Annotated in this window: 26 protein-coding genes and 1 tRNA gene; all 27 read left to right on the forward strand. The window is 60.3% G+C overall.

The features are described from left to right. The first annotated feature begins 129 nt into the window (after window positions 1-129). Window positions 130-825 (forward strand): hypothetical protein, encoded by a 696-nt coding sequence (locus ACQ4WL_RS00970; protein ID WP_436507513.1) that lies wholly within the window; start codon window positions 130-132, stop codon window positions 823-825. 9 nt (window positions 826-834) lie between these two features. Next, a complete protein-coding gene (locus ACQ4WL_RS00975) occupies window positions 835-1,131 on the forward strand; it encodes a hypothetical protein (RefSeq protein WP_436507514.1) in 297 nt (98 codons plus the stop codon). 132 nt (window positions 1,132-1,263) lie between these two features. After that, on the forward strand, window positions 1,264-3,210 hold the full coding sequence (locus ACQ4WL_RS00980; protein WP_436507515.1) for a methyl-accepting chemotaxis protein: 1,947 nt from the start codon (window positions 1,264-1,266) through the stop codon (window positions 3,208-3,210). Window positions 3,211-3,361: 151 nt separating this feature from the next. Beyond that, window positions 3,362-3,571 (forward strand): hypothetical protein, encoded by a 210-nt coding sequence (locus ACQ4WL_RS00985; protein ID WP_436507516.1) that lies wholly within the window; start codon window positions 3,362-3,364, stop codon window positions 3,569-3,571. 108 nt (window positions 3,572-3,679) lie between these two features. Beyond that, window positions 3,680-4,441: a GIN domain-containing protein gene (locus tag ACQ4WL_RS00990; RefSeq protein ID WP_436507517.1), complete on the forward strand. Its 762-nt coding sequence runs from the start codon at window positions 3,680-3,682 to the stop codon at window positions 4,439-4,441. A 64-nt stretch (window positions 4,442-4,505) separates the two neighbouring features. After that, window positions 4,506-5,114, forward strand: a complete 609-nt coding sequence (locus ACQ4WL_RS00995; RefSeq protein ID WP_436507518.1) for a tetratricopeptide repeat protein — start codon at window positions 4,506-4,508, stop codon at window positions 5,112-5,114. Window positions 5,115-5,187: 73 nt separating this feature from the next. Further along, complete coding sequence (locus ACQ4WL_RS01000) at window positions 5,188-6,168, forward strand: NAD(P)H-quinone oxidoreductase (protein ID WP_436507520.1); 981 nt, start codon at window positions 5,188-5,190, stop codon at window positions 6,166-6,168. 72 nt (window positions 6,169-6,240) lie between these two features. After that, entirely contained in the window at window positions 6,241-6,990 is a 750-nt protein-coding gene (gene tpiA / locus ACQ4WL_RS01005) for a triose-phosphate isomerase (RefSeq protein WP_436507521.1), read from the forward strand. A 28-nt stretch (window positions 6,991-7,018) separates the two neighbouring features. Next, window positions 7,019-7,429: a preprotein translocase subunit SecG gene (gene secG / locus ACQ4WL_RS01010; RefSeq protein ID WP_070255615.1), complete on the forward strand. Its 411-nt coding sequence runs from the start codon at window positions 7,019-7,021 to the stop codon at window positions 7,427-7,429. Window positions 7,430-7,620: 191 nt separating this feature from the next. Further along, window positions 7,621-7,705: transfer RNA gene (locus ACQ4WL_RS01015), tRNA-Leu, on the forward strand. 177 nt (window positions 7,706-7,882) lie between these two features. Beyond that, on the forward strand, window positions 7,883-8,242 hold the full coding sequence (locus ACQ4WL_RS01020; protein ID WP_071076971.1) for an NADH-quinone oxidoreductase subunit A: 360 nt from the start codon (window positions 7,883-7,885) through the stop codon (window positions 8,240-8,242). 3 nt (window positions 8,243-8,245) lie between these two features. Further along, window positions 8,246-8,722 carry a NuoB/complex I 20 kDa subunit family protein gene (locus ACQ4WL_RS01025; protein ID WP_010399733.1) on the forward strand — a complete coding sequence of 159 codons (477 nt, stop codon included), beginning with the start codon at window positions 8,246-8,248 and terminating at the stop codon, window positions 8,720-8,722. A 17-nt stretch (window positions 8,723-8,739) separates the two neighbouring features. Continuing rightward, a complete protein-coding gene (locus ACQ4WL_RS01030; RefSeq protein WP_436507523.1) occupies window positions 8,740-9,333 on the forward strand; it encodes an NADH-quinone oxidoreductase subunit C in 594 nt (197 codons plus the stop codon). After that, a complete protein-coding gene (locus ACQ4WL_RS01035; RefSeq protein WP_034749992.1) occupies window positions 9,333-10,586 on the forward strand; it encodes an NADH-quinone oxidoreductase subunit D in 1,254 nt (417 codons plus the stop codon). The genes ACQ4WL_RS01030 and ACQ4WL_RS01035 overlap by 1 nt, the downstream gene beginning before the upstream one ends. A gap of 12 nt (window positions 10,587-10,598) precedes the next feature. Beyond that, the gene (gene nuoE, locus ACQ4WL_RS01040) at window positions 10,599-11,078 is read left to right on the forward strand and encodes an NADH-quinone oxidoreductase subunit NuoE (RefSeq protein ID WP_035820520.1); all 480 of its coding nucleotides are present in this window, start codon (window positions 10,599-10,601) and stop codon (window positions 11,076-11,078) included. Then, on the forward strand, window positions 11,075-12,370 hold the full coding sequence (nuoF, locus tag ACQ4WL_RS01045; RefSeq protein WP_071076361.1) for an NADH-quinone oxidoreductase subunit NuoF: 1,296 nt from the start codon (window positions 11,075-11,077) through the stop codon (window positions 12,368-12,370). Before nuoE ends, nuoF begins: the two co-directional genes overlap by 4 nt. A 22-nt stretch (window positions 12,371-12,392) precedes the next feature. Then, on the forward strand, window positions 12,393-14,726 hold the full coding sequence (gene nuoG, locus ACQ4WL_RS01050) for an NADH-quinone oxidoreductase subunit NuoG (protein ID WP_436507524.1): 2,334 nt from the start codon (window positions 12,393-12,395) through the stop codon (window positions 14,724-14,726). After that, complete coding sequence (nuoH, locus tag ACQ4WL_RS01055; protein WP_436507525.1) at window positions 14,726-15,808, forward strand: NADH-quinone oxidoreductase subunit NuoH; 1,083 nt, start codon at window positions 14,726-14,728, stop codon at window positions 15,806-15,808. Before nuoG ends, nuoH begins: the two co-directional genes overlap by 1 nt. A 14-nt stretch (window positions 15,809-15,822) precedes the next feature. Beyond that, window positions 15,823-16,311, forward strand: coding sequence for an NADH-quinone oxidoreductase subunit NuoI (gene nuoI, locus ACQ4WL_RS01060; RefSeq protein ID WP_010399726.1), 489 nt, complete (start codon window positions 15,823-15,825; stop codon window positions 16,309-16,311). Window positions 16,312-16,376: 65 nt separating this feature from the next. Continuing rightward, complete coding sequence (locus ACQ4WL_RS01065; RefSeq protein ID WP_034749981.1) at window positions 16,377-17,009, forward strand: NADH-quinone oxidoreductase subunit J; 633 nt, start codon at window positions 16,377-16,379, stop codon at window positions 17,007-17,009. Next, complete coding sequence (gene nuoK, locus ACQ4WL_RS01070) at window positions 17,006-17,314, forward strand: NADH-quinone oxidoreductase subunit NuoK (RefSeq protein WP_010399724.1); 309 nt, start codon at window positions 17,006-17,008, stop codon at window positions 17,312-17,314. Before ACQ4WL_RS01065 ends, nuoK begins: the two co-directional genes overlap by 4 nt. 46 nt (window positions 17,315-17,360) lie before the next feature. Further along, a complete protein-coding gene (gene nuoL / locus ACQ4WL_RS01075) occupies window positions 17,361-19,460 on the forward strand; it encodes an NADH-quinone oxidoreductase subunit L (RefSeq protein ID WP_436507527.1) in 2,100 nt (699 codons plus the stop codon). Window positions 19,461-19,489: 29 nt separating this feature from the next. Beyond that, entirely contained in the window at window positions 19,490-20,989 is a 1,500-nt protein-coding gene (locus ACQ4WL_RS01080) for an NADH-quinone oxidoreductase subunit M (RefSeq protein WP_436507529.1), read from the forward strand. A 16-nt stretch (window positions 20,990-21,005) separates the two neighbouring features. Next, complete coding sequence (gene nuoN / locus ACQ4WL_RS01085; protein WP_436507530.1) at window positions 21,006-22,508, forward strand: NADH-quinone oxidoreductase subunit NuoN; 1,503 nt, start codon at window positions 21,006-21,008, stop codon at window positions 22,506-22,508. Between the two features lie 3 nt (window positions 22,509-22,511). Continuing rightward, a complete protein-coding gene (locus tag ACQ4WL_RS01090) occupies window positions 22,512-22,835 on the forward strand; it encodes a DUF2818 family protein (protein WP_070224104.1) in 324 nt (107 codons plus the stop codon). A 73-nt stretch (window positions 22,836-22,908) separates the two neighbouring features. Beyond that, window positions 22,909-23,466, forward strand: coding sequence for an NUDIX domain-containing protein (locus ACQ4WL_RS01095; protein ID WP_436507531.1), 558 nt, complete (start codon window positions 22,909-22,911; stop codon window positions 23,464-23,466). Between the two features lie 8 nt (window positions 23,467-23,474). After that, window positions 23,475-24,170, forward strand: coding sequence for a hypothetical protein (locus ACQ4WL_RS01100; protein ID WP_436507533.1), 696 nt, complete (start codon window positions 23,475-23,477; stop codon window positions 24,168-24,170). Window positions 24,171-24,175 lie beyond the last annotated feature (5 nt).

Genomic DNA, 24,175 nt, shown 5'->3' on the forward strand with positions numbered 1-24,175 from the left:
TATCGAAGGTGGGGGGCGACTTGCCCGCCTGTCTGCGCTGGCCTTGATCCAGCTCACATTGGCTGCCGCCGTTCTCTGTAGATTCGGGAGAGGATCTTCCCCTGACCGAGCCTTCCAAGGAGCTGCAGCATGCGCATATTCTGCGGGTTGGCCGCCGCCTTTCTGCTTGCCGTCGCGCCCGGTGTCCGGGCACAGCTGGACAATGCGCCCACGCCGGTGCCGCTACCGATTCCCGTTGCCGCCGCATCCGCGGCCATGCCGGCGCAAGACCTCGAGGCCTTGCGCGCCGTGCATGCGCGCGAAATCAATGACCTCAGCACCTTCAAGACGGCGGGCTTGCAGCGCGAGGTGATCGATCCCTACCTGGGTAGCGCGCCGGGCCAGCAATTTCTGCGCGAACTGCGCGCCGCCGATCCCGCCGCCCCGGCCGAGACCATCTATGCGCGGGCAGTAGAACAGCTCGCTTCCGGCAGCACCTTGCCCGACCTGCAAGCCATGTCGGCGGCGCTGGTGAAGATCGTGCCGCATGGCCAGAATGTGTCGCCGTACTCGCCGTATTTCACCACCAGCGCGCAATTGCAGCTGGCCTCAGGTCGCTGCGTGACCCTGGCCGACTGTTTCGGCTTGCCCTTGAAGAGCGAGGCGCCGCTGTATGATGTATATCAAATACTGCCCAAGGGCACCGTCAACGTGTTTGTCAGCCAGGTGGCGCCGACAGAAGAGCTGGGCGGGCTGGTGCGGCGCCGTGGCGGCGCGCAACAGTATCTATTGCCCAACCGCAGCCTGTGGTCGGCCCCCGTGCTGATCGGCACGATCAGGAATTGAGGAGAGTTGATGGATCAACAGCGTTTGCAAGCCCATGCCGCCGAACTGGAACAGTTGCTGGCGCGCCTGGCGCCCGTCGATGCGGAAGTGGACGACCTGCGCAGCGCGGTCGAGCCGCTGCTGGCCCTGGCCGGTGGCGGCGCCTTGAGCGCGCCCCTGGCATGGGGCGACATCCCCGGCGGGCGCTACTTTACCGAAGGCGGTCTGTGCCGCTATCCCGAGCTGGAACAGGCATTTGCCCGCTTCCGCATCGAGGCGACGGGCGGTGAGTCGCCGGCCCTGCGCAAGCTGCGCGGCGAGACGTAGCTGAGATGTAGTTAATATTTGGTATCAATTGTTGTTTATGGGTAATTGACTGTCGGTATTGCTTGACGACAAAATCTTATTCATCGACCATGGCGCATCCCTCCCGATTTTCTCTTTTTTATTGGATGCACCATGTTGTCCTCCCTTAAGGCGCGGCTGATCGCCATCGCCGTTTCCATCGTCGTGCTGGCCATGCTGGCCGTCGCCATCGCCAATTTCTTCACTACGCGCTCCAGCACCCTGGCCGCGCTCGACACGCAGATGCTGCAGCTGTCGCACAGCCACGCGCAGGCGATTGCCGAATGGCTGCGTTCCAAGCAGGCTGTCGTGGGCTCGCTCAAGCAGGGCGCCACGGCGGCCGATCCGCTGCCAGCCCTGAAGGCGGCCGAACAGGCCGGCACGTTTGACATGGCGTATATCGGCTTTGCCGACAAGCACGCCGTCTTTTCGCAGGAGCGCAAGCGCGCCGCCGACTACGATCCCACGGCGCGGCCCTGGTACAAGCTGGCGTCCGAAGCGGGCGGCCCCGTCATCACGGCGCCGTATATCGGCGCCAGCACGGGCAAGCTGGTGGTGACGTTTGCCGAGCCGCTGGGCGGCAAGGGCAGCGTGACGGGCGTGCTGGCGGCTGACGTGATGATGGATGCCGTGGTGCAAAACGTCGCTTCGATCAAACCGACTGCGTCCAGCTACGCCTTCCTCGTCGATGGCGGCGGCAAGATCATCGCCCACCCGGATGGCAAGCTGACCCTGAAGCCGCTGGCCGAGCTGGACCCGGGCTTGAGCGCGCAGGCACTGGGTAATATTGAAAAGAGCGGCGACGGCGCCGCCATTCGCCTGGGCGAGCGTGACGGTATCTTGCATGTAAGTAAAGTGCCGGGCAGCGACTGGCTGCTGGCGACCGTGCTCGACCGCGCAGAAGCGACGCAGGCCCTGAGCTCCATGCTGCGCGCCTCGGCCCTGACGGCATTGCTGGTGCTGGCCCTGGCTGCCACGGTATTGAGTGCGCTGGTAGCGCGTGCCTTGCGCCGTCTGGGTCTGGTGCGCGATGCGATGGAAGCGATCGCCACGGGCGACGGCGACCTGACCAGCCGCCTCGACGCGCAAGGTTCGGACGAGCTGGCGCAGATCGCCAAGGCGTTTAACTTGTTCGTCGAAAAGATTGCCACCGTGCTGGTGCAGATCCGCAGCATCAGCACCCTGGTGCGCAGCGAATCGGCCGATATTGCCGCTGGTAATGCCGACCTGTCGTCGCGCACGGAAGCGCAGGCGGGCGCGCTGGAAGAAACGGCCAGTTCGATGGATGAGCTGACGTCGACCGTCAAGCAGAATGCGGAAAACGCGCATGCAGCCAATGAGCTGGCCGTGTCCGCCTCGGAAGTGGCGGCCAAGGGCGGCCGCGTGGTGCAGCAGGTGGTCGGCACCATGGCTGGCATCCAGGAAAGCTCGCGCAAGATCGTCGACATCATCGGCGTGATCGACGGCATCGCTTTCCAGACCAATATCCTGGCCCTGAACGCGGCCGTCGAGGCGGCGCGCGCGGGCGAGCAGGGCAGGGGCTTTGCCGTGGTGGCGTCCGAAGTGCGCAACCTGGCGCAACGGTCCGCTGGCGCGGCGAAGGAAATCAAGGCATTGATCGGCGATTCGGTGGAAAAAGTGGATGCGGGCGGGCGCCTCGTCGATGAGGCGGGCCAGACCATGGATCAGGTGGTGGCCTCGGTGCAGCAATTGACGACCATCATGAGCGAGATCACCGTGGCCAGCCGCGAACAGAGCGCCGGCATCGGCGAGATCAATACGGCCGTCACGCACATGGATACCATGACGCAGCAAAACGCGGCCCTCGTCGAGCAAGCCGCCGCTGCCGCGGAAAGCCTGCAGGAGCAGGCGGTGGACCTGGCGCAGGCGGTCGGCATGTTCCGCCTCGGTGATGCAGGTGCTGGCGCGGCGCCTGCGCCCGTGACGCGCCTCAAGGCCAGGCCGGCAGCGCCAGCGCCGCGTGCGTCGGCCCGTGCGCTGTCGCCGGCCAAGCCGGTCAAGGCAGCCAAGTCCGGCGCCGACGAGTGGGAAGAGTTTTAATCGCTGTGCAGTAAATGAACGTTTATCCGCGTTTTTGTCAGGCCAGCCTGCCAAAAGCGCAGTTCGTCGCAATCGGCGTGTCGGCCGGGGGCGGTATGGCTATAGTGACACCATACCGCAAGCCCACTGCCAGACACCCGAGGAGATTCAAATGAACGTCGCTAAAAACATGGAAGTCATCGCCGTTGCCGCCGCCATCGTGCTCGGCGCCAGCTGCTACGCCATCGCCCCGGCCGCTCCGGCCCTGCAAGTGGCCAGCTCCACGGCTACTCTGGCCGCGCCAGCGGGCAAGGCTGCCATGCATGTGGTGGTGGTCAAGGCCAAGCGCCTGACTGCCACGGGAAAAGCCCGTTTCGCTTAATTGATTGTCAGCAGTTTTCGGCGCTGCTACAGTGCTAGCCAATGGCAATGCGCGGTAACCCCGCGAGGCGCCGCGACACATAAAAACAAGATACCGAGGATGTACTACATGAAAAAGACACTGCAACTGGCGCTGCTGTTCCTGGCGACACTGGGCCTGGTGCGCGGCGCGGCCGCCGAGACCCGTTTGCTGGAAATGCGCAACGTCGATGCCCGCGTGGTGCGCGTCAAGCTCGATGGCGTGATGGAGGTGCGCATTCGCCAGGGCAACGTGGCGTCCTTGAGCATCACGGCCGACAAGCGCTACATCGCCGATGTCAGCACGGCGCAAAGCGGCGATACCCTGCATATCGAAACGGAAGTGCGCGGCTTCAAGATCGGTCCTTCGGCGATCCGCGCCGACCTGGTCTTGCCGAACTTGCGCGAACTGAGCTCGGAAGGCTTTGGCAGCACGGACATCACGGGTTTCAAGGGCGAGGAACTGACCCTGTCTCTGGAAGGGGCGGGCAGCATCAAGCTGGTGGGCGACTACCGCAAGCTCAATGCCAGCCTGGGCGGCGTAGGCAGCATGCAGCTCTGGATAGGCAACAATGAGCGTGCCGAGCTGGATTTGCAGGGCGCCGGCTCGGTGGTGCTGGGCGGGCGCGGGCGCATCTTGAAGGCCAGCCTGGGCGGTCTGGGCAGCCTGAATGCGCAGCAATTCGAAGCCGATGCCGTCAACCTGGAATTGAGCGGCCTCGGCAATGCCACGGTGAATGCCCATACGAATGCCAAGCTGAACTTGAGCGGCCTCGGTTCGGTGGTGGTGTATGGCAAGCCGGTCAACCGCGATGTCAGCGTCGAGGGCCTGGGCAAAGTTAGCTGGAAATAAAAGCATCCTGCCGCAGCCGTTATTGGCAGGACAAGAATAAGTAGTCAGACCACATCCCATTCCGATGAAAAAACTGATCATTACCTTACTCATGCTGTTGACGATACAGCTACCCGCGCGGGCTGGCTTCGCCGAAGGCGCCAGCGCCTACAACAACAAGAATTACGCGCAGGCTTACAAGGAAATATTGCCCCTTGCCAAGACCGGAAACGCCGATGCCCAGCATTTGCTGGGCTTGATGTATTACATGGGACGCGGCTTGCCGCAGGATTACAAGCAAGCCATGTTCTGGCACCGCAAAGCGGCCGAGCAGGGCAAGGCCGACGCCCAGTATGTGGTGGGCGCCATGTATTACACGGGCAACGCCGTGCTGCAGGATCATAAACAGGCAGTGGGCTGGTTCCGCAAGGCTGCCGAGCAGAACCATGCCGAGGCGCAGCAGGTGCTGGGCCTGATGTACCGCTACCACATGGGTGGCGTGCCGCAGGACAACGTCATCGCCTACATGCTGTGGAACCTGGCGGCGGCCAATGGCAACGCGAATGCGGCCGACCAGCGCGCCGCCGTAGTGCGCAAGATGACGCATGAGCAGGTCGAGGAAGGGCAGGCCCTGTCGGCGAAATGGAAGCCGGGCACGCCGCTGCCGCGCCAGTCGAAGACGGGTGGTGCCTGACGGGGGAGGTGGCACTCTGCAAGGGCTGGCGGCTTGGCGTACAATCGCCGTTTTCCCTTGAAAGAGTCCCGCCATGCGTGCAGTTGCCATCAGCCAGCCAGGTCCCGCCGACGTTTTACAGATCGCCGAACGTCCCATGCCGCAATATAAAGCGGGCGAACTGCTGATCAAGGTGCACGCGGCCGGCATCAACCGCCCTGACGTGCTGCAGCGCCTGGGCAAGTACGCGCCGCCCGCCGGCGCGTCGGACTTGCCTGGCCTGGAAGTGGCGGGCGAAGTCGTCGATGGCGACTTTAGTAACACTGAATTCAAAAAAGGCGACCTGGTCTGCGCGCTGGTGCAGGGCGGCGGCTATGCCGAATACTGCGCCGCCCCCGCCGGCCAGTGCCTGCCCTTGCCGCAAGGCTTGACGGCGCTGGAGGGTGCGTCCCTGCCGGAAAACTTCTTTACCGTGTGGAGCAATGTCTTCGACCGCTGCGCGCTGCTTGACGGCGAAACGTTATTGGTGCAGGGCGGCACGTCCGGCATCGGCGTGGCGGCCATTCAATTGGCGGCCGCGCTCGGCCACCGCGTGTTCGCCACGGCGGGCAGCGACGAGAAGGCGCGCGCCTGCGAGGCGCTGGGCGCCGAACGGGGCATCAATTACCGCACGGAAGATTTCGTCGCTGTCGTCAAGGAATTGACCGCTGGCCGCGGTGTCGACGTCATCCTCGACATGGTGGGCGGCGACTACTTGCCGCGCGAAATCGATTGCCTGGCCGACGATGGGCGCATCGGCCTGATCGCCGTGCAGGGTGGCAGCAAGGCCACCCTGGACCTGGGGCAAGTGCTGCGCCGCCGCCTGAGCGTCAGCGGCTCGACCCTGCGCCCCCGTCCCGTCGCCTTCAAGGCGGCCATCGCCAACCACCTGCGCACCACCGTCTGGCCCCTGATCGAAGCGGGCAAGATCAAGCCTGTGATCTATCAAACTTTCCCGTTGGAAAAAGCCAACGAGGCGCATGCCTTGATGGAAGCGAGCACGCATGTGGGCAAGATCATGTTGCAAGTTGCCTGAAACGGGGCACTGCCTGTTTGACCGGCATCGGTGCCGGAGTTAGAATGACGGGTTATTAGAATTTAGGCTACTATGCGTCGCAAACTCGTCGTCGGAAATTGGAAAATGAACGGCAGTCGCACCTCGAACGCGGTGTTATTGTCTGAAATAGTGGCGGGCCTGACTGCCTCTGGCGCCGCCAGCGCCGTCTGTGTGCCCGCGCCGTATCTGGCGCAGTGCCAGGCGCAATTGGCAGGCTCGGCTCTTGGCTGGGGCGCGCAGGATGTGTCCGCGCAGGCCAGTGGCGCCTACACGGGAGAAATCTCGACTGCCATGCTGCAGGATTTTGGCTGCAGCTATGTGGTGATCGGGCATTCCGAGCGCCGCGCCTACCACGGCGAGAGCGATGCGCAGGTGGCGGCCAAGACGGTTGCCGCGCTGGCGGCAGGCATCACGCCTATCGTCTGCATCGGCGAAACCCTGGCGCAGCGCGAAGCGGGCCAGACCAATGCCGTGGTGGCGCAGCAGCTGGGCGCCGTACTGGCGGCCATTGGCAACGACGACGTGGCGAAACTGGTGCTGGCCTATGAGCCAGTCTGGGCCATCGGCACGGGCAAGACAGCCACGCCGCAAATGGCGCAGGACGTGCATCAGGTATTGCGCGGCGAGCTGGCGGCAAAGAATGCGGTAGCGGCCGCCGGCGTGCAAATCCTGTACGGTGGCAGCATGAAGCCAGAGAACGCAAAAGAATTGATGGCGATGCCGGATATCGATGGCGGTCTGATCGGTGGAGCAGCATTGAAGGCGGCGGATTTCCTGGCGATTATTCACGCCGCTGATTGAATTACTTTAAACTAAGAATGGAATTGCAATGAACATGATGTTCAATCTGGTAGTGGTAGTACAGGTTATTTCGGCATTGTCGATTATCGCGCTGGTGTTGTTGCAGCACGGCAAGGGTGCCGACATGGGTGCCGCCTTCGGTTCGGGCGCCTCGGGCAGCCTGTTCGGTGCGACGGGTTCGTCGAACTTCATGTCGAAATCGACGGGCGTTGCCGCCGCGATCTTCTTCGGCGCCACCCTGGCCCTGTCGCTGATGGCCAATCAGCGCGCCACCACGGTGGGCGGCGGCGTGATGGATAAAGTCGTCAAGCCAGTGCCGGTCACCGGCGCGGGCGCGATCCCGACGACGGTACCAGCAGCCCCGGCGGCACCAGCGGCCAGCGCTCCGGCAGCGGCGGCACCGGTTGCCAGCACTCCTGCCGGCGCGATTCCGAAGTAATTCTGTATTAATTCGATACCTCATCGAGAGTAATTCTCATTACGAGCAGATTATTGCTCAATGTTTTAGCAGTGCGGCAGGAAAAAATCGTGGCGCGCTGGAAGATGTAAAAATTTATCGTTTTTATCTATGTTTTGATGCATTTGTGCATTAACTTTAGCGGCAAAGCAGAGTAGAATACGGGCCTTACCGCCGACGTGGTGAAATTGGTAGACACGCTATCTTGAGGGGGTAGTGGCGCAAGCTGTACGAGTTCGAGTCTCGTCGTCGGCACCAGAAATCAGAAGCCAGCAACGGCGCACGAGCCATGGCTCGTACAAAGTTGCTGGCTTTTTTTACGAGGATGTGTCGTTCGATCCTGGTCTTAGCTTTGATTGGGGTCGTGCGTTAGATACGCTGCAAATGATCGCAGTGTCCTCATTTAACCGATCGTTCAATATAAGCTTATCAATCGTGAACCTCGAAAATTACTTCCCCGTCCTGCTGTTCATTATTATCGGCCTTGGTGTCGGTATCGCTCCCCAGCTCCTGGGACGCCTGTTAGGCCCTCACAAGCCTGACGCAGCAAAACTCTCCCCGTACGAATGTGGCTTTGAAGCATTCGAAGACGCGCGCATGAAATTTGATGTGCGCTACTATCTGGTCGCAATCCTGTTTATTTTGTTCGATCTGGAAACGGCATTCTTTTTCCCATGGGGCGTTGCAATGCGCGACCTGGGCTGGGCCGGTTTCGTCACGATGATGGTGTTCATCGCTGAATTCGTGGTCGGATTTTGGTACATTTGGAAGAAAGGTGCCCTTGACTGGGAATAAGCCATGGCTATTGAAGGCGTATTAAGCGAAGGTTTCATCACCACCTCGGCCGACAAGCTGATCAACTGGGCGCGCACCGGGTCTATGTTCCCGATGACGTTCGGTCTGGCCTGCTGTGCGGTCGAAATGATGCATGTGGGCGCAGCCCGCTACGATATGGACCGTTTCGGCGTCGTGTTTCGTCCGTCGCCGCGTCAGTCCGACGTCATGATCGTTGCCGGCACCCTGTGCAACAAGATGGCGCCGGCCTTGCGCAAGGTCTACGACCAGATGGCAGAGCCACGCTGGGTCATCTCGATGGGTTCCTGCGCCAATGGCGGCGGGTACTACCATTACTCCTACTCCGTGGTGCGCGGTTGCGACCGCATCGTGCCCGTCGACGTATATGTGCCTGGCTGTCCTCCAACCGCTGAAGCCTTGCTGTACGGCATCATGCAGTTGCAGAACAAGATCAAGCGTACCAGCACGATCGCACGCTAACCGGGCCGCTTCAGATTATGACAACACATTTAGAAGTATTGCAAAACGCCCTCGGCACTGCCCTGGGCGATCGCGTTAGCACGACCGTTGCGCTGGGCGAAGTCACTCTGGTCGTCAAGGCCGAGGACTACCTGGCCGTGATGCAGACCTTGCGCGACGATCCGAGTCTGCATTTCGAGCAGTTGCTCGACCTGTGCGGCGTCGACTACTCGACCTATGGCGACGGTAGCTGGGATGGCCTGCGTTTCGCGGCCGTCTCGCACTTGCTGTCGGTCAAGCACAACTGGCGCGTACGGGTGCGCGTGTTCGCACCCGACGACGACATGCCGCTGCTGCCGTCCGTGGTGAGCATCTGGCGTGCCGTCAACTGGTACGAGCGCGAAGCGTTCGACTTGCTGGGCATCCTCTTTGAGGGTCACAACGACTTGCGCCGCCTGCTGACCGACTACGGTTTCATCGGCCATCCGTTCCGCAAGGATTTCCCCGTCTCCGGCTATGTCGAGATGCGTTACGATCCGGAACAAAAGCGCGTGATCTACCAGCCCGTGACGATCGAGCCGCGGGAAAACGTGCCGCGCGTGATCCGCGAAGAACATTACGGGATGAAATAATGGCTGAGATTAAGAACTACACCCTGAACTTTGGGCCGCAGCATCCGGCCGCGCACGGTGTGCTGCGCCTGGTGCTGGAGATGGATGGCGAAGTCATCCAGCGCGCCGATCCGCATATCGGCCTGCTGCACCGCGCCACCGAAAAGCTGGCCGAACAGAAGACCTATCTGCAATCCGTGCCGTACATGGACCGTCTCGACTATGTGTCGATGATGTGCAATGAACATGCGTACGTGATGGCCATCGAAAAGATGCTGGGCCTGGAAGTGCCGCTGCGCGCGCAATACATCCGCGTCATGTTCGACGAGATGACGCGCATCCTGAATCACCTGATGTGGCTCGGCACCCACGCGCTGGACGTTGGCGCCATGGGCCCGTTCCTGTATTGCTTCCGCGACCGCGAAGACTTGTTCGACGCCTACGAGGCAGTCTCGGGCGCGCGCATGCACGCGGCTTACTACCGTCCGGGCGGCGTGTACCGCGATCTGCCGGATGCGATGCCGCAGCACAAGGCCTCGATCATCCGCAACGCCAAGGCAATCGGCAAGCTCAATGAAAACCGCCAGGGCTCCCTGCTGGACTTCATCGAAGACTTCGCGCGCCGTTTCCCCAATTCCGTGGACGAGTACGAAACGCTGCTGACCGACAATCGTATCTGGAAACAGCGTACCGTCGGCATCGGCGTGGTCTCGCCGGAAGATGCGCTGGCCATGGGCTTTACGGGCGCCATGCTGCGCGGCTCGGGCGTGCAGTGGGACTTGCGCAAGAAACAGCCGTACGAAGTGTACGACCTGATGGATTTCGACATTCCTATCGGCACCAACGGCGATTGCTACGACCGCTACCTGGTGCGCGTGGAAGAGTTGCGCCAGTCGAACCGCATCATCAAGCAATGCGTGGAGTGGCTGCGCAACAATGAAGGTCCTGTCATGACCAGCAACCGCAAGGTGGCGCCTCCGGGTCGCGTCGACATGAAGACCAACATGGAGTCCTTGATTCACCACTTCAAGCTGTTTACCGAAGGTTTCCACGTGCCGCCAGGCGAGGCCTACAGCGCCGTGGAACATCCGAAGGGCGAGTTCGGCGTGTACCTGGTGTCCGATGGCGCCAACAAGCCGTACCGCATGAAACTGCGCGCGCCAGACTACGCCCACTTGCAGTCGCTCGATGAGATGGCGCGTGGGCACATGCTTGCCGACGCCGTGACCATCATCGGGACGCAAGATATCGTGTTCGGCAGTATTGACCGCTAAGAGGCAAAAAGTATGTTGTTATCAGAGCAATGCTATAAGAAAATTGACCGCGAGCTGGCCAAGTACCCGGCCGACCAGCGTCAGTCGGCCGTCATGGCCGCGCTGGCCCATGCCCAGGATGAACTGGGCTGGCTGGCGCCGGAAACCATGAAGGAACTGGCCGATTACATCGGCATGCCGGCCATTGCCGTGCAGGAAGTGGCCACGTTCTACAATATGTACAACGTGAAACCCGTGGGCAAGCACAAGATCACCGTGTGCACCAACCTGCCATGCGCCCTGTCGGGCGGCGTGCGCGCTGCAGAGTACCTGAAGCAGAAACTGGGTATCGATTTCCGCGAAACCACCGCCGATGGCCAGTTCACCCTGGTTGAGGGCGAGTGCATGGGTGCTTGCGGCGATGCGCCTGTCTTGCTGGTCAGTAATAAAACCATGTGCAGCTGGATGTCGAACGAGAAAATCGACGCCATGCTGGAGGAACTCAAGAAATGACGTCACTCCACAACCGCCATATCGATCCATTGATCCTGAAGGATCTGGATGGCAAGAACTGGCATTTGCAAGATTATGTGAACCGCGGCGGCTATAGCGCCCTGCGGCGTATCCTGGAAGAGAAAATCACGCCGGAACAGATCATCGCCGACCTCAAGGCTTCGTCCTTGCGCGGCCGTGGCGGCGCGGGTTTCCCTACCGGCTTGAAGTGGAGCTTCATGCCGCGCCAGTTCCCGGGTCAAAAGTACCTCGTCTGCAATACAGATGAAGGCGAACCGGGTACTTTCAAGGACCGCGACATCATTCGTTACAATCCCCATGCCCTGATCGAAGGCATGGCCATTGGCGCTTATGCGATGGGCATCACCGTCGGCTATAACTATATCCACGGCGAAATCTGGGCCGAGTACGCCCGTTTCGAAGAAGCGCTGGAAGAGGCGCGCGCCGCCGGTTTCCTCGGTGACAAGATCATGGGCAGCGAGTTCTCGTTCCAGTTGCATGCGCACCATGGTTATGGTGCCTACATCTGCGGCGAAGAAACGGCCCTGCTGGAGTCCTTGGAAGGCAAGAAAGGCCAGCCGCGCTTCAAGCCGCCTTTCCCTGCCTCGTTTGGCCTGTACGGCAAGCCGACGACGATCAACAACACGGAAACCTTCGCGGCCGTGCCATTCGTGCTGAACATTGGCCCAGAGAAATACCTGGCGATGGGCAAGCCGAACAATGGCGGCTCGAAGATCTTCTCGATCTCGGGTGACGTGGAAAAACCGGGCAACTACGAAGTGCCGCTCGGCACGCCGTTCGCCACACTGCTGGAACTGGCAGGCGGCATGCGCGGTGGCAAAAAGATCAAGGCCGTGATCCCTGGCGGCTCGTCCGCGCCGGTGATCCGCGGCGACATCATGATGCAGACTGACCTGGACTACGACTCGATCGCGAAAGCTGGTTCGATGCTGGGTTCGGGCGCCGTCATCGTGATGGACGAAACACGCTGCATGGTGAAGGCGCTGGAGCGCCTGTCCTACTTCTACTTTGAAGAATCGTGCGGCCAGTGTACGCCTTGCCGTGAAGGCACAGGCTGGATGTACCGCATGGTGCACCGCATCGAGCAGGGGCAGGGTCGTCCAGACGACCTGGACATGCTCAACTCGATCGCCGACAACATCCAGGGCCGCACCATTTGCGCGCTGGGCGATGCGGCTGCCATGCCGGTACGGGCCTTCATTAAGAATTTCCGTGAAGAATTTGAATATCATATCGAGCACAAGCATTGCTTAGTGCCCGCATATATCTAAGCTGCGTCAGGTAACGATCACCATGGTTGAAATCGAAATAGACGGCAAAAAAGTCGAAGTCCCTGCTGGTAGCATGGTGATGGACGCCGCCAACAAATTGGGAACCTACATTCCGCACTTCTGCTATCACAAGAAATTGTCGATCGCAGCGAACTGCCGCATGTGCCTGGTCGAAGTGGAAAAGGCGCCCAAGCCTTTGCCCGCTTGTGCGACCCCGGTCAGTGCCGGCATGATCGTGCGCTCCGCCAGCGATAAAGCTGTGCAGGCGCAAAAGTCGGTCATGGAATTCTTGCTGATTAACCACCCGCTCGATTGCCCTATCTGCGATCAGGGCGGCGAATGCCAGTTGCAAGACTTGGCAGTGGGCTACGGCAAGAGCGAATCGCGCTACAAGGAAGACAAGCGCGTCGTGCAGCCGAAGGAAGCCGGTCCGCTGGTGTCCATGCAGGAAATGTCGCGCTGCATCCAGTGCACCCGCTGCGTACGCTTTGGCCAGGAAGTGGCCGGCGTGATGGAGCTGGGCATGATCGGCCGCGGCGAACACTCGGAAATCGTGTCCTTCGTCGGCCAGACGGTCGACTCCGAACTGTCCGGCAACATGATCGACCTGTGCCCGGTCGGCGCACTGACCTCGAAGCCGTTCCGCTACAGCGCCCGTACGTGGGAACTGTCGCGCCGCAAATCGGTCAGCCCGCATGATGGCCTGGGCGCGAACCTGATCGTGCAAGTGAAAGCTGGCAAGGTCAAGCGCGTACTGCCGCTGGAAAACGAAGCCGTCAACGAGTGCTGGATCTCGGACAAGGACCGTTTTTCGTACGAGGCGCTGGACAGTGCCGAACGCCTGACTTCCCCGATGCTGAAACAAGGCAACGAATGGAAAGAAGTCGATTGGCAAACCGCGCTGGAATACGTGGCGCACGGTTTGAAAAACATCAAGCACGAGCATGGCGCCGACGCCATCGCCGCGCTGGCAACGCCGCATTCGACCGTCGAAGAGCTGGTCCTGCTGCAAAAAGTGGCCCACGGTCTCGGTTCCGAGAACGTCGACTTCCGCCTGCGCCAGACCGACTTCGCCCTCGACGCCGGCGTCAAGCCATGGCTGGGCATGCCGATCAACGAATTTGGCCAGATCAAGCGCGCCTTCGTCATCGGTTCGTTCCTGCGCAAGGATCACCCATTGCTGGCCACGCGTTTGCGCGCGTCCGTCAAGGGCGGCGCCAAGCTGTCGATCCTGCACGCGTCCGACGATGATCAACTGATCACCATCGCCAACAAGATGATCGTCGCGCCGAGTGACTGGCTGGCGGCCTTGTCGGAAGTGGTCGTTGCTGTTGCCAAAGCGAAAGAAATCGCCGCGCCAAACGGTTTTGAAGCGGTTGCCGCTTCGGACGTGGCGGTCGCCATCGCCGCCAGCCTGATGGCTGGCGACCATGGCGCCGTGCTGCTGGGTAACGCGGCAACGCAACACCCGCAAGCGTCGCAACTGCATGCTGCCGCGCAATGGATCGCCGAGCAGACGGGCGCCAAGCTCGGTTACCTGACGGAAGCGGCCAACACGGTTGGCGCGCACCTGGTCGCCAAGCCACGCGCCAATGTGCAAGCCGCCTTTGCCGTACCGAAAAAAGCTTACGTGCTGCTGCACGCCGAGCCGGAACTCGATGCCGCCAATCCACAAGCGGCCCGCGCCGCCCTGGATGGCGCCGACATGGTCGTGGCCATGTCGGCCTTCAAGCACGGCATGGATTACGCCGATGTCTTGCTGCCGATCGCCCCGTTCGCTGAAACCTCGGGTACCTTCGTCAACTGCGAAGGCCGCGCGCAAAGCTTCAACGGCACCGTGAAACCGCTGGCCGATACCCGTCCAGCCTGGAAAGTGCTGCGCGTCCTGGGCAACATCCTGGGCCTGGCCGGTTTCGACTACGACACTTCCGAAGCGATCCGCGACGAAGCGTTTGGCGCTGGCGTGACCGATCTGTCGGCACAGCTGAACAACATCGCGAAAAATGCACCGGAAGCGGCAAGCTACGCACCGGCTTCGCCGGCATTGCAACGCATCGCCGACGTGCCGATCTACTTCGCCGACGCGCTGGTACGCCGCTCCGAACCGCTGCTGCGCACGGTTGATGGCGCCGCGCCGCAAGTGCACCTGTCCCTGGCGCTGGCTGACAAGCTGGGCATCAAGGCGGGCGACAAGGTCAAAGTGGCGCAAGGCTCCGGCAGCGCCATCCTGGTGGCGGCACTCCATGCCGGCCTGCCAGCCAATGTGGTCAAAGTGTCGGCGGCGCATGCCTCGACGGCTAGCCTGGGCGGCATGTTCGGTGACATCACAGTTGAAACAGCAGAGGGGAAAATCTGATGGCTCTGCCTGAATTTGTAAACGTCATCAACAGCAGTGGCCAGGATTTGCTGGGCGGCTCTTGGCCGTTCTTCTGGACCCTGATCAAGATCCTGTGCGTGCTGTTGCCGCTGATGGGCCTGGTTGCTTACCTGACCTTGTGGGAACGCAAGCTGATTGGCTGGATCCAGATCCGCGTCGGCCCGAACCGCGTAGGTCCATTGGGCTTGCTGCAACCGATCGCCGATGCGCTGAAACTCTTGTTCAAAGAGATCATCATCCCGTCCAAGGCCGCCAAAGGCCTGTTCGTGATCGGCCCGATCATGACCATCATGCCGGCCCTGGCCGCCTGGTCGGTCGTGCCGTTCGGTCCGCAAGCCGTGCTGGCCAACGTCAACGCAGGCTTGCTGATGCTGCTGGCGATTACCTCGATGGAAGTCTACGGCATCATCATCGCCGGCTGGGCCTCGAACTCGAAGTACTCGTTCATGGGCGCCATGCGCGCTTCGGCACAGATGATTTCGTATGAAATCCCGATGGGCTTTGTGATGGTCATCGTGCTGATGGTCTCGGGCAGCCTGAACTTCATCGACATCGTTGGCGGCCAGCAAATCGGTTTCTTCGCCGACAAGGGCGTGAACTTCCTGTCGTGGAACTGGCTGCCGCTGCTGCCGATGTTCGTCATCTACCTGGTGTCGGGCCTGGCTGAAGCCAACCGTCACCCGTTCGACGTCGTCGAAGGCGAGTCCGAAATCGTCGCCGGCCACATGGTCGAGTACTCGGGCATGTCCTACGCCATGTTCATGCTGGCCGAATACGCCAACATGATACTGATCGGCGCCCTGGCTTCGATCATGTTCCTCGGTGGCTGGTCCGCGCCATTTGCTTTCCTTGAGTTCTGGGGTGGTTTCGGCGGCTTCTTCTGGCTGTTCGCCAAGACCTTCTTCATCGTCTCGGTGTTCATCTGGGTGCGCGGTACTTTCCCACGCTACCGTTATGACCAGATCATGCGCCTCGGCTGGAAAGTGTTTATCCCGTTGACGCTGGTCTACCTGGTCTTCGTCGCTGCCTGGATGCAGACATCCTGGAATATTTGGAAGTAAGAGAGTGCATACGAATGGATAAGGTAAAAGATTTCTTCAGCAGCCTCTTGTTAGGCGAGCTGATCAAGGGCATGGCGCTGACAGGCAAGTACATGTTTTCGCGCAAGATCACGGTGCAATTCCCGGAAGAGAAGACACCGATCTCGCCGCGTTTCCGTGGCTTGCACGCGCTGCGCCGCTACCCGAACGGCGAGGAACGTTGCATCGCCTGCAAACTGTGCGAAGCGGTTTGCCCGGCGATGGCCATCACGATCGAATCGGAACAGCGTGACGACGGTTCGCGCCGCACCACGCGTTACGATATCGACTTGACCAAGTGCATCTTCTGCGGTTTTTGCGAAGAGTCTTGCCCGGTCGATTCGATCGTCGAGACGCAAATCCTGGAATACCACGGCGAGAAACGCGGGGATTTGTATTACACGAAAGAGATGTTGCTGGCCGTGGGTGATCGTTATGAAAATGACATTGCCGCTGCGCGCGCCGCCGACGCACCTTATCGCTGATGGATGCGCCGTAGCCACTGGCTGCGGCGCGCCCCTCGTTCATCTGTACGTCTATTGGGTTTTTTATGGACTTTAAAACAATTTTGTTTTACGCCTTCGCGCTGATCTTGATTCTGGCAGCGACGCGCGTCATCACGGCCCGTAATCCGGTCCACGCAGTACTGTTCCTGGTGCTGTCCTTCTTTTCCGCAGCGGGCATCTGGATGCTGCTGCAAGCTGAATTCCTGGCCATCGTGCTGGTATTGGTGTATGTCGGCGCCGTGATGGTGCTGTTCCTTTTCGTGGTCATGATGCTCGATATCAATATCGACCGCATGCGCGAAGGCTTCTGGGGCTATCTGCCATTGTCGGTGACGGTGGGTGTGATCATCGTGCTGGAAATGGCTGCTGTCCTGTGGCACGGTTTCCGCAACTTTGCGCCTAGCATCGCTCCGGTGAACGTCAACCTGGGCGGCACCAAGGAACTGGGCCTGCTGATCTACACGGAATATGTGTTCGCCTTCGAGATCGCCGCCGTCGTGCTGCTGGTGGCCATCGTTGCCGCGGTTGCACTGACCCTGCGCAAACGCAAGGACACCAAGCATTTTGCTCCAGGCGATGCGGTACGCGTCAAGCGCAACGACCGCCTGAAGATCATCAAGATGGACGCGGTCGTCGAGCGTCCTGCGGCTGAGCCGGAAGTTAAGGAGGCACCATGACATTATCGCTCACACATTTTCTGGTCCTGGGCGCGATCCTGTTCGCAATCTCGATCGTCGGTATTTTCCTGAACCGCAAGAACATCATCGTATTGCTGATGGCAATCGAATTGATGCTGCTGGCGGTGAATATGAATTTCATCGCGTTCTCCCATTTCATGGGCGACGCGGCCGGTCAGATCTTCGTTTTCTTCATCCTGACGGTTGCCGCCGCTGAGTCGGCTATCGGTCTGGCTATTCTGGTGGTGATGTTCCGTAATCTGGATACCATCAACGTCGAAGACCTGGACAGCCTCAAAGGCTGATGTTTTTCAGACTCGATCTCTCGAATAATAACGATTAAGGTTCATCATGGCGGGGCAACTCCTCAACCCTAACCTCCTTCTTGCCGTACCGCTGGCGCCGCTGGCCGGTGCCGCGATTGCAGGTTTGCTTGGCACCCAGTTCCTGGGTAATTTGGTCGGACGCAAGACGTCGCATACCGCGACGATCCTGGGCGTACTGATTGCGTTCATCCTGTCCGTGCAGACATTGCTGGCAGTGATGGATGGCGCGACATTCAATGGCACGATCTATAACTGGATGACGATCGGCAGCTTGAAGATGGAAGTCGGCTTCCAGATCGATTCGCTGTCGGCGATGATGATGTGCGTGGTCACCTTCGTCTCCCTGATGGTGCACATCTACACGATCGGCTACATGAAGGACGACGAAGGCTACAACCGCTTCTTCGCCTACATCTCGCTGTTCACGTTCTCGATGCTGATGCTGGTCATGGCCAACAACTTCCTGCAACTGTTCTTCGGTTGGGAAGCCGTGGGCCTGGTCTCTTACCTCTTGATCGGTTTCTGGTACCAGCGTCCGACGGCCATCGTGGCCAACATGAAGGCGTTCCTGGTCAACCGCGTGGGCGACTTCGGCTTCATCCTAGGCATCGGCCTGCTGCTGGCGTATGGTCAATCGCTGGATTACCAGGAAATCTTCGCCAAGAAGGAAGCCTTGTCCGTCCTGACACTGCCAGGTACCGACTGGGCCCTGCTGACCGTTGCCTGCATCTGCCTGTTCATCGGCGCGATGGGCAAATCGGCGCAGTTCCCGCTGCACGTGTGGCTGCCTGACTCGATGGAAGGTCCTACCCCGATCTCGGCACTGATTCACGCCGCGACGATGGTGACGGCCGGCATCTTCATGGTCTCGCGCATGTCGCCGCTGTTCGAACTGTCCGACACGGCACTGTCCTTCATCCTGGTGATCGGCTCCATCACGGCGCTGTTCATGGGCTTTTTGGGCATCATCCAGAACGACATCAAGCGCGTCGTCGCTTACTCGACCCTGTCGCAGCTGGGCTACATGACCGTCGCGCTCGGTTCGTCCGCGTACTCCGTGGCCGTGTTCCACCTGATGACGCACGCCTTCTTCAAGGCACTGCTGTTCCTCGGCGCCGGTTCCGTCATCATCGGCATGCACCATGACCAGGATATCCGCAACATGGGTGGCCTGCGCAAGTACATGCCGATCACCTGGATCACTTCTCTGGTCGGTTCGCTGGCCCTGATCGGCACGCCGCTGTTCTCCGGTTTCTATTCGAAAGACAGCATCATCGAAGCCGTCGAAGCGACGCACATCTGGGGCGCTGGCTTTGCCCAGTTCGCCGTGCTGGCTGGCGTGTTCGTCACCGCCTTTTACTCGTTCCGCATGTATTTCCTGGTCTTCCACGGCAAGGAACGTTTCGGTCAGGTGCATGCGCACGGCCATGACGACCACCACGCACCGAAAGCGGCCCATGGCGCGAACGGCGATGCGCATGACGACCATCATGAAGAAGAGGAAGACGATCATGCGCATCACGGTCTGGAACCTGGCCAGAAGCCGCATGAATCCCCATTCGTCGTATGGTTCCCGCTGGTGATGCTGGCGATCCCGTCGCTGCTGATCGGTTACCTGACGATCGGCCCGATGCTGCATGGCGATTTCTTCAAGGGCGTGATCTTCGTCGGCGAAAACCATCCAGCAATGGAAGAGTTGTCGCATGAATTCCACGGCGCAATGGCGATGGCGCTCCACGGCTTGTCGACGGCACCGTTCTGGCTGGCATTGTCCGGCGTGGTGGCAGCCTACTACTGCTACATGGTCAACCCGCGCGTACCGGCCTGGTTCTTTGCCAAGTTCCACGCGATCCACACCTTGCTGGACAACAAGTACTACCTGGACAAGTTCAATGAAGTCGTGTTCGCCGGCGGTGCCCGTTTGCTGGGTAATGGCCTGTGGAACTTCGGTGACAAGAAGCTGATCGACGGTTTCGTCGTGAATGGCAGCGCCAAGGTTGTCGCCTGGCTGTCCTCGCTGTCGCGAGTGTTGCAGACCGGCTACATCTATCACTATGCATTCGTGATGATCCTGGGCGTGCTGGGCTTCCTGATCTATTTCCTGCCATTCTGGCCCGCTAAGTAAGCTGACCTGATAAAAGAATACTGAGAACCATGATGCAGTCTACGATTTCTACATTACCTCCTTACCTGAGTCTGTCGATCTGGGTGCCGATCATTTGCGGCGTCCTGGTCCTGGCTCTTGGCCGTGACAGCAAAGCGGGCTTTACCCGCTGGCTGTCGCTGGCTGGCGCCGTGCTCAGCATGCTGTGCACCTTGCCGCTGATCCAGCATTTCGACAACGCCGCACACGGCATGCAATTCGTCGAAAAAGCACCGTGGATTGAAACTTTCAATATCTGGTACTCGCTGGGTATCGATGGCCTGTCGCTGTGGTTCATTCCACTGACGGCGTTCATCACGGTCATCGTCGTCATTTCGGCCTGGCAAGTGATCGAGAAGCGCATCGCCCAGTACATGGGTGCCTTTTTGATCCTGTCGGGCCTGATGATCGGCGTGTTCTGCGCGCTCGATGGCTTGCTGTTCTACTTCTTCTTTGAAGCAACCCTGATCCCGATGTTCATCATTATCGGTATCTGGGGCGGTTACAACCGCGTGTACGCCTCGTTCAAGTTCTTCCTGTACACCTTCTTCGGTTCGCTGCTGACCCTGGTTGCCATCATCTACCTGCGCAACGTGACGGGTAGCTTCGACATCCTGGCCTGGCATGCGTTCAAGCTGACGATGAACGAACAGATCTTCATCTTCCTGGCCTTCCTGATGGCGTTTGCCGTGAAAGTGCCGATGTTCCCGGTCCACACGTGGTTGCCGGACGTCCACGTGGAAGCGCCTACCGGCGGTTCCGCCGTGCTGGCCGCCATCATGCTGAAACTGGGCGCCTACGGCTTCCTGCGTTTTTCGCTGCCGATCACGCCGGACGCCAGCCACTACCTGTCGGGCTTCATGATCGCTTTGTCGCTGATCGCCGTCATCTACATCGGTCTGGTTGCCCTGGTGCAAACCGACATGAAAAAACTGGTCGCCTATTCGTCGATCGCGCACATGGGTTTTGTCACCCTGGGCTTCTTCATGTTCAACGACATTTCGGTGCAGGGCGGTATCGTGCAGATGGTCTCGCACGGCTTCATCTCCGCTGCGATGTTCCTGTGCATCGGCGTGCTGTATGACCGCATGCATACCCGTAACATCGCCGACTACGGCGGCGTCGTGAACCGCATGCCGAAATTTGCCGCCTTCTTCGTGCTGTTCTCGATGGCCAACTGCGGTTTGCCAGCGACTTCCGGCTTCGTCGGCGAGTTCATGGTGATCCTGGGCGCGGTGAAATACAACTTCTGGATTGGTCTGCTGGCTGCAACGGCACTGATCTGGGGCGCGGCGTACTCGCTGTGGATGGCCAAGCGCGTGGTGTTCGGCAAGATCAAGAACAAGCATGTGGCCGAACTGACCGACATCAACAAACGTGAATTCTTCATGCTTGGCGTGCTGGCCATCGCCGTGCTCGTGATGGGTCTGTACCCAGCCCCGTTCACCGATACGATGCAAACTTCGGTTGCCGACCTGCTGCAGCATGTCGCCATCAGCAAGTTGCCTTAAATAGAAGACCGATAACATGACTAATGCACCTAATCTGGTACCGCTGTACGCGGAAATCTTTCTGCTGATCGCCACGTCGGCGCTCTTGCTGATCGATATGTTCTTGCCTGCGGCGAAGCGTTCGATCACCTATGCGCTGTCGCTGCTGACCCTGGCCGGCTGCGCCTTGCTGACCGTGGGCGACTTCAACGCGGGCACCACCGTCTACACGTTCCACAATATGTTCGTGTCGGACCCGATGTCGCAGCTGCTGAAACTGTTCTCGTACGGCGCCGTGGCGCTGACCCTGATCTACTCGCGTGCTTACGCTACCGACCGCAACATGCTGTCGGGTAACCTGGGCGGCGAGTTCTACGTGCTGGCCCTGTTTGCACTGCTGGGCCAGATGATCATGATCTCGGCCAACAACTTCCTGATCATCTACCTGGGTCTGGAACTGATGTCGCTGTCGCTGTACGCGCTGATCGCCTTGCGCCGTGACAATGCCAAGGCCACGGAAGCGGCCATGAAATACTTCATCCTGGGCGCGCTGGCTTCCGGTTTCATGTTGTACGGTATCTCGATGCTGTACGGCGCCTCCGGTACCCTGGACCTGGGCGAACTGCGCGTGGCGCTGGAAAACGGCAAGACCAACGGCACCATCATGGTCTTCGGCCTGGTGTTCCTGGTTGCCGGCCTGGCCTTCAAACTGGGCGTCGTGCCATTCCACATGTGGGTGCCTGACGTGTATCAAGGTTCGCCAACGGCCGTGACCCTGCTGCTGGGCGGCGCGCCGAAACTGGCCGCGTTTGCCATCACCTTGCGCTTGCTGGGCGAGGGCTTGCTGCCGATGGCGCATGACTGGCAGCAAATGCTGCTGGTGCTGGCCGTGATGTCGCTGGCCATCGGTAACTTCACCGCCATCGCGCAAACCAATTTGAAGCGCATGTTGGCGTACTCGACCATCGCGCAAATGGGCTTCGTGCTGCTGGGTCTGCTGTCGGGCACCGTGGACGCACCGAACAACACCCTGAACGCAGCCGGCGCAGCCACCGCCTATGGCGCCTCGATGTATTACGTCATCACCTACGTGTTCACCACCTTGGGTACCTTTGGCGTGATCATGTTGCTGGCACGTAATGGTTTCGAAGCAGAAGAACTGGCCGACTTCAAGGGCCTGGGCAAACGCAGCCCGATCTTCGCGCTGGTGATGACCTTGTTCATGTTCTCGCTGGCCGGCGTGCCGCCGCTGATGGGCTTCATGGCCAAGTACTCGGTGCTGGCCTCCGTGCTGGCTACGGGCCAGCTGTGGCTGACCATCGCTGCCGTGCTGTTCTCGCTGATCGGCGCCTTCTACTACCTGCGCGTCGTGAAAATGATGTGGTTCGACGAGCCGACAGACACCAATGCACTGGTCGTGCATGGCGACATGCGCGTCGTGCTGGCCTTGAACGGTGTGTTCGTCCTGGCGCTGGGTGCGATGCCTGACAGCATCCTGGCTGCCTGCGCGACCGCCATCACCAAGACCCTGGCGTCCTGATCGATGGATGTCACCGCCTCGAGCTGGCTGGTGATCGCCCTGGGCATCCTGGGCGCCAACCTGCCATTCCTGAACGAGAAACTGTTTGCCGCCGTGCCCCTGAAAAAGGCGGCGCAGGCAGAGCAGGGCTGGCGCAAGCCGCTGGCGCTGCGCCTGCTGGAGATGGTGATTCTGTACTTCATCGTCGGCGCCGTGGCGTTCGCGCTCGAAGCGCGCATCGGCAACGGTTTCCCGCAGACGTGGGAGTTTTATGCCATCACCGGCTGCCTGTTCCTGGTGCTGGCTTTTCCCGGCTTTGTCGGACGCTACCTGCGCAAGCGGCGCTAGTCCATCGACCGAAAGCGGCGCCTCTGGCGCCGTTTTTTTTATTGAGCATAATCAAGGTATGGATACAGAACACATGGATATGAATTTAACTGAAACCAAGGTGGACGGCGAGCTCGTCTACCAAGGCGGCTTCCTGCGCGTGCAGCGCGACCGTGTCGCCCTGCCGGACGGCAAGATCACGGCGCGCGAATTCATTTTGCACCCGGGCGCAGTGGTCATCCTGCCGCTGCTCGACGATGGCAGCGTGCTGATGGAGCGCCAGTACCGCTATCCGCTGGACCGCGTCTTCATTGAGTTCCCTGCCGGCAAGATCGATGCGGGAGAGTCGCACCTGGCGTGCGCCCAGCGCGAGTTGCTCGAAGAGACGGGCTACACGGCCAGCGACTGGCAATTCGTGTCCACCATTCATAACGCCATTGCGTATTCGGATGAACACCTGGAACTGTTTCTGGCGCGCGGCCTGCTTGCCGGCGAACGCCAGCTCGACGACGGCGAATTTCTCGATACGTTTACGGCCACGGTGCCGCAGCTGCTCGACTGGGTCAAGGATGGCACCATCACGGACGTGAAAACCGTTATCGGCATCTTCTGGCTCGACAAGATCACCAGCGGCGCCTGGCAGCCGGCCTGATCCTGCGCATGCGTAACGCGATTTTCCTGCTGCTTGCCGGTGTCACCTTCGGTGCGCAGGCGCAGGCGCGCACGCCGTTCCAGGTGCGCTGCGAAGACACGATCAGCAAGACGGTGTCCGTGCTGACGGCGCAGCAGAACGGCTACAGCATCGACACGCATCTGCCGTACAAGGCCCTGACGGTGATGAAGGGCACGGCGCGCGCGAATACCTGGGTGCTGGGCCTGACCAAGACGGATTCTCGCGTGGCCATCGCCCTGGCCGGCCCCATGCTGCAAGACCCGGCCAGCGGCTATGAATGCGTGGCGCCGCAGATTACCGTGACCCTCACATATGCGCCCGTGGTGATCTATATCGGCCGCGAGTTTGCCCCCGGCACTTGCGCGTATGATGAGATACTCGCGCACGAACTGCGGCACATGAAAACCTATATGGAACACTTGCCGCGCGTGGAAAAGACCGTGCGTGCGGCGCTGGCCAAACGCTTCGAGGCGCGGCCCCTGTATGCGCCCAGCGGCACGGCCAAGGCGGCGCTGGCGCGCGAGATCGACACGGGCTGGTTGCCGTACATCAAGGCCGAAATGCGCAAGGTGGAAACCTTGCAGGCGGCCATCGATTCTCCGCAAGAATACGCGCGCCTGGGCAAGGCGTGCAAGGGCGAGATCCAGAACATCCTGACGGGCAAGGCAGCGCCCGCCAACTAGACAAG

It is taken from the genome of Janthinobacterium kochi (genome assembly GCF_051380715.1).
Taxonomy (GTDB): Bacteria; Pseudomonadota; Gammaproteobacteria; order Burkholderiales; family Burkholderiaceae_D; genus Janthinobacterium.

Coding starts and splice junctions, on each gene's coding strand:
- ACQ4WL_RS00970 (WP_436507513.1), top strand. CDS start 130: ATGCGCATATTCTGCGGGTTGGCCGCCGCCTTTCTGCTTGCCGTCGCG.
- ACQ4WL_RS00975 (WP_436507514.1), top strand. CDS start 835: ATGGATCAACAGCGTTTGCAAGCCCATGCCGCCGAACTGGAACAGTTG.
- ACQ4WL_RS00980 (WP_436507515.1), top strand. CDS start 1,264: ATGTTGTCCTCCCTTAAGGCGCGGCTGATCGCCATCGCCGTTTCCATC.
- ACQ4WL_RS00985 (WP_436507516.1), top strand. CDS start 3,362: ATGAACGTCGCTAAAAACATGGAAGTCATCGCCGTTGCCGCCGCCATC.
- ACQ4WL_RS00990 (WP_436507517.1), top strand. CDS start 3,680: ATGAAAAAGACACTGCAACTGGCGCTGCTGTTCCTGGCGACACTGGGC.
- ACQ4WL_RS00995 (WP_436507518.1), top strand. CDS start 4,506: ATGAAAAAACTGATCATTACCTTACTCATGCTGTTGACGATACAGCTA.
- ACQ4WL_RS01000 (WP_436507520.1), top strand. CDS start 5,188: ATGCGTGCAGTTGCCATCAGCCAGCCAGGTCCCGCCGACGTTTTACAG.
- tpiA (WP_436507521.1), top strand. CDS start 6,241: ATGCGTCGCAAACTCGTCGTCGGAAATTGGAAAATGAACGGCAGTCGC.
- secG (WP_070255615.1), top strand. CDS start 7,019: ATGAACATGATGTTCAATCTGGTAGTGGTAGTACAGGTTATTTCGGCA.
- ACQ4WL_RS01025 (WP_010399733.1), top strand. CDS start 8,246: ATGGCTATTGAAGGCGTATTAAGCGAAGGTTTCATCACCACCTCGGCC.
- ACQ4WL_RS01030 (WP_436507523.1), top strand. CDS start 8,740: ATGACAACACATTTAGAAGTATTGCAAAACGCCCTCGGCACTGCCCTG.
- ACQ4WL_RS01035 (WP_034749992.1), top strand. CDS start 9,333: ATGGCTGAGATTAAGAACTACACCCTGAACTTTGGGCCGCAGCATCCG.
- nuoE (WP_035820520.1), top strand. CDS start 10,599: ATGTTGTTATCAGAGCAATGCTATAAGAAAATTGACCGCGAGCTGGCC.
- nuoF (WP_071076361.1), top strand. CDS start 11,075: ATGACGTCACTCCACAACCGCCATATCGATCCATTGATCCTGAAGGAT.
- nuoG (WP_436507524.1), top strand. CDS start 12,393: ATGGTTGAAATCGAAATAGACGGCAAAAAAGTCGAAGTCCCTGCTGGT.
- nuoH (WP_436507525.1), top strand. CDS start 14,726: ATGGCTCTGCCTGAATTTGTAAACGTCATCAACAGCAGTGGCCAGGAT.
- nuoI (WP_010399726.1), top strand. CDS start 15,823: ATGGATAAGGTAAAAGATTTCTTCAGCAGCCTCTTGTTAGGCGAGCTG.
- ACQ4WL_RS01065 (WP_034749981.1), top strand. CDS start 16,377: ATGGACTTTAAAACAATTTTGTTTTACGCCTTCGCGCTGATCTTGATT.
- nuoK (WP_010399724.1), top strand. CDS start 17,006: ATGACATTATCGCTCACACATTTTCTGGTCCTGGGCGCGATCCTGTTC.
- nuoL (WP_436507527.1), top strand. CDS start 17,361: ATGGCGGGGCAACTCCTCAACCCTAACCTCCTTCTTGCCGTACCGCTG.
- ACQ4WL_RS01080 (WP_436507529.1), top strand. CDS start 19,490: ATGATGCAGTCTACGATTTCTACATTACCTCCTTACCTGAGTCTGTCG.
- nuoN (WP_436507530.1), top strand. CDS start 21,006: ATGACTAATGCACCTAATCTGGTACCGCTGTACGCGGAAATCTTTCTG.
- ACQ4WL_RS01090 (WP_070224104.1), top strand. CDS start 22,512: ATGGATGTCACCGCCTCGAGCTGGCTGGTGATCGCCCTGGGCATCCTG.
- ACQ4WL_RS01095 (WP_436507531.1), top strand. CDS start 22,909: ATGGATATGAATTTAACTGAAACCAAGGTGGACGGCGAGCTCGTCTAC.
- ACQ4WL_RS01100 (WP_436507533.1), top strand. CDS start 23,475: ATGCGTAACGCGATTTTCCTGCTGCTTGCCGGTGTCACCTTCGGTGCG.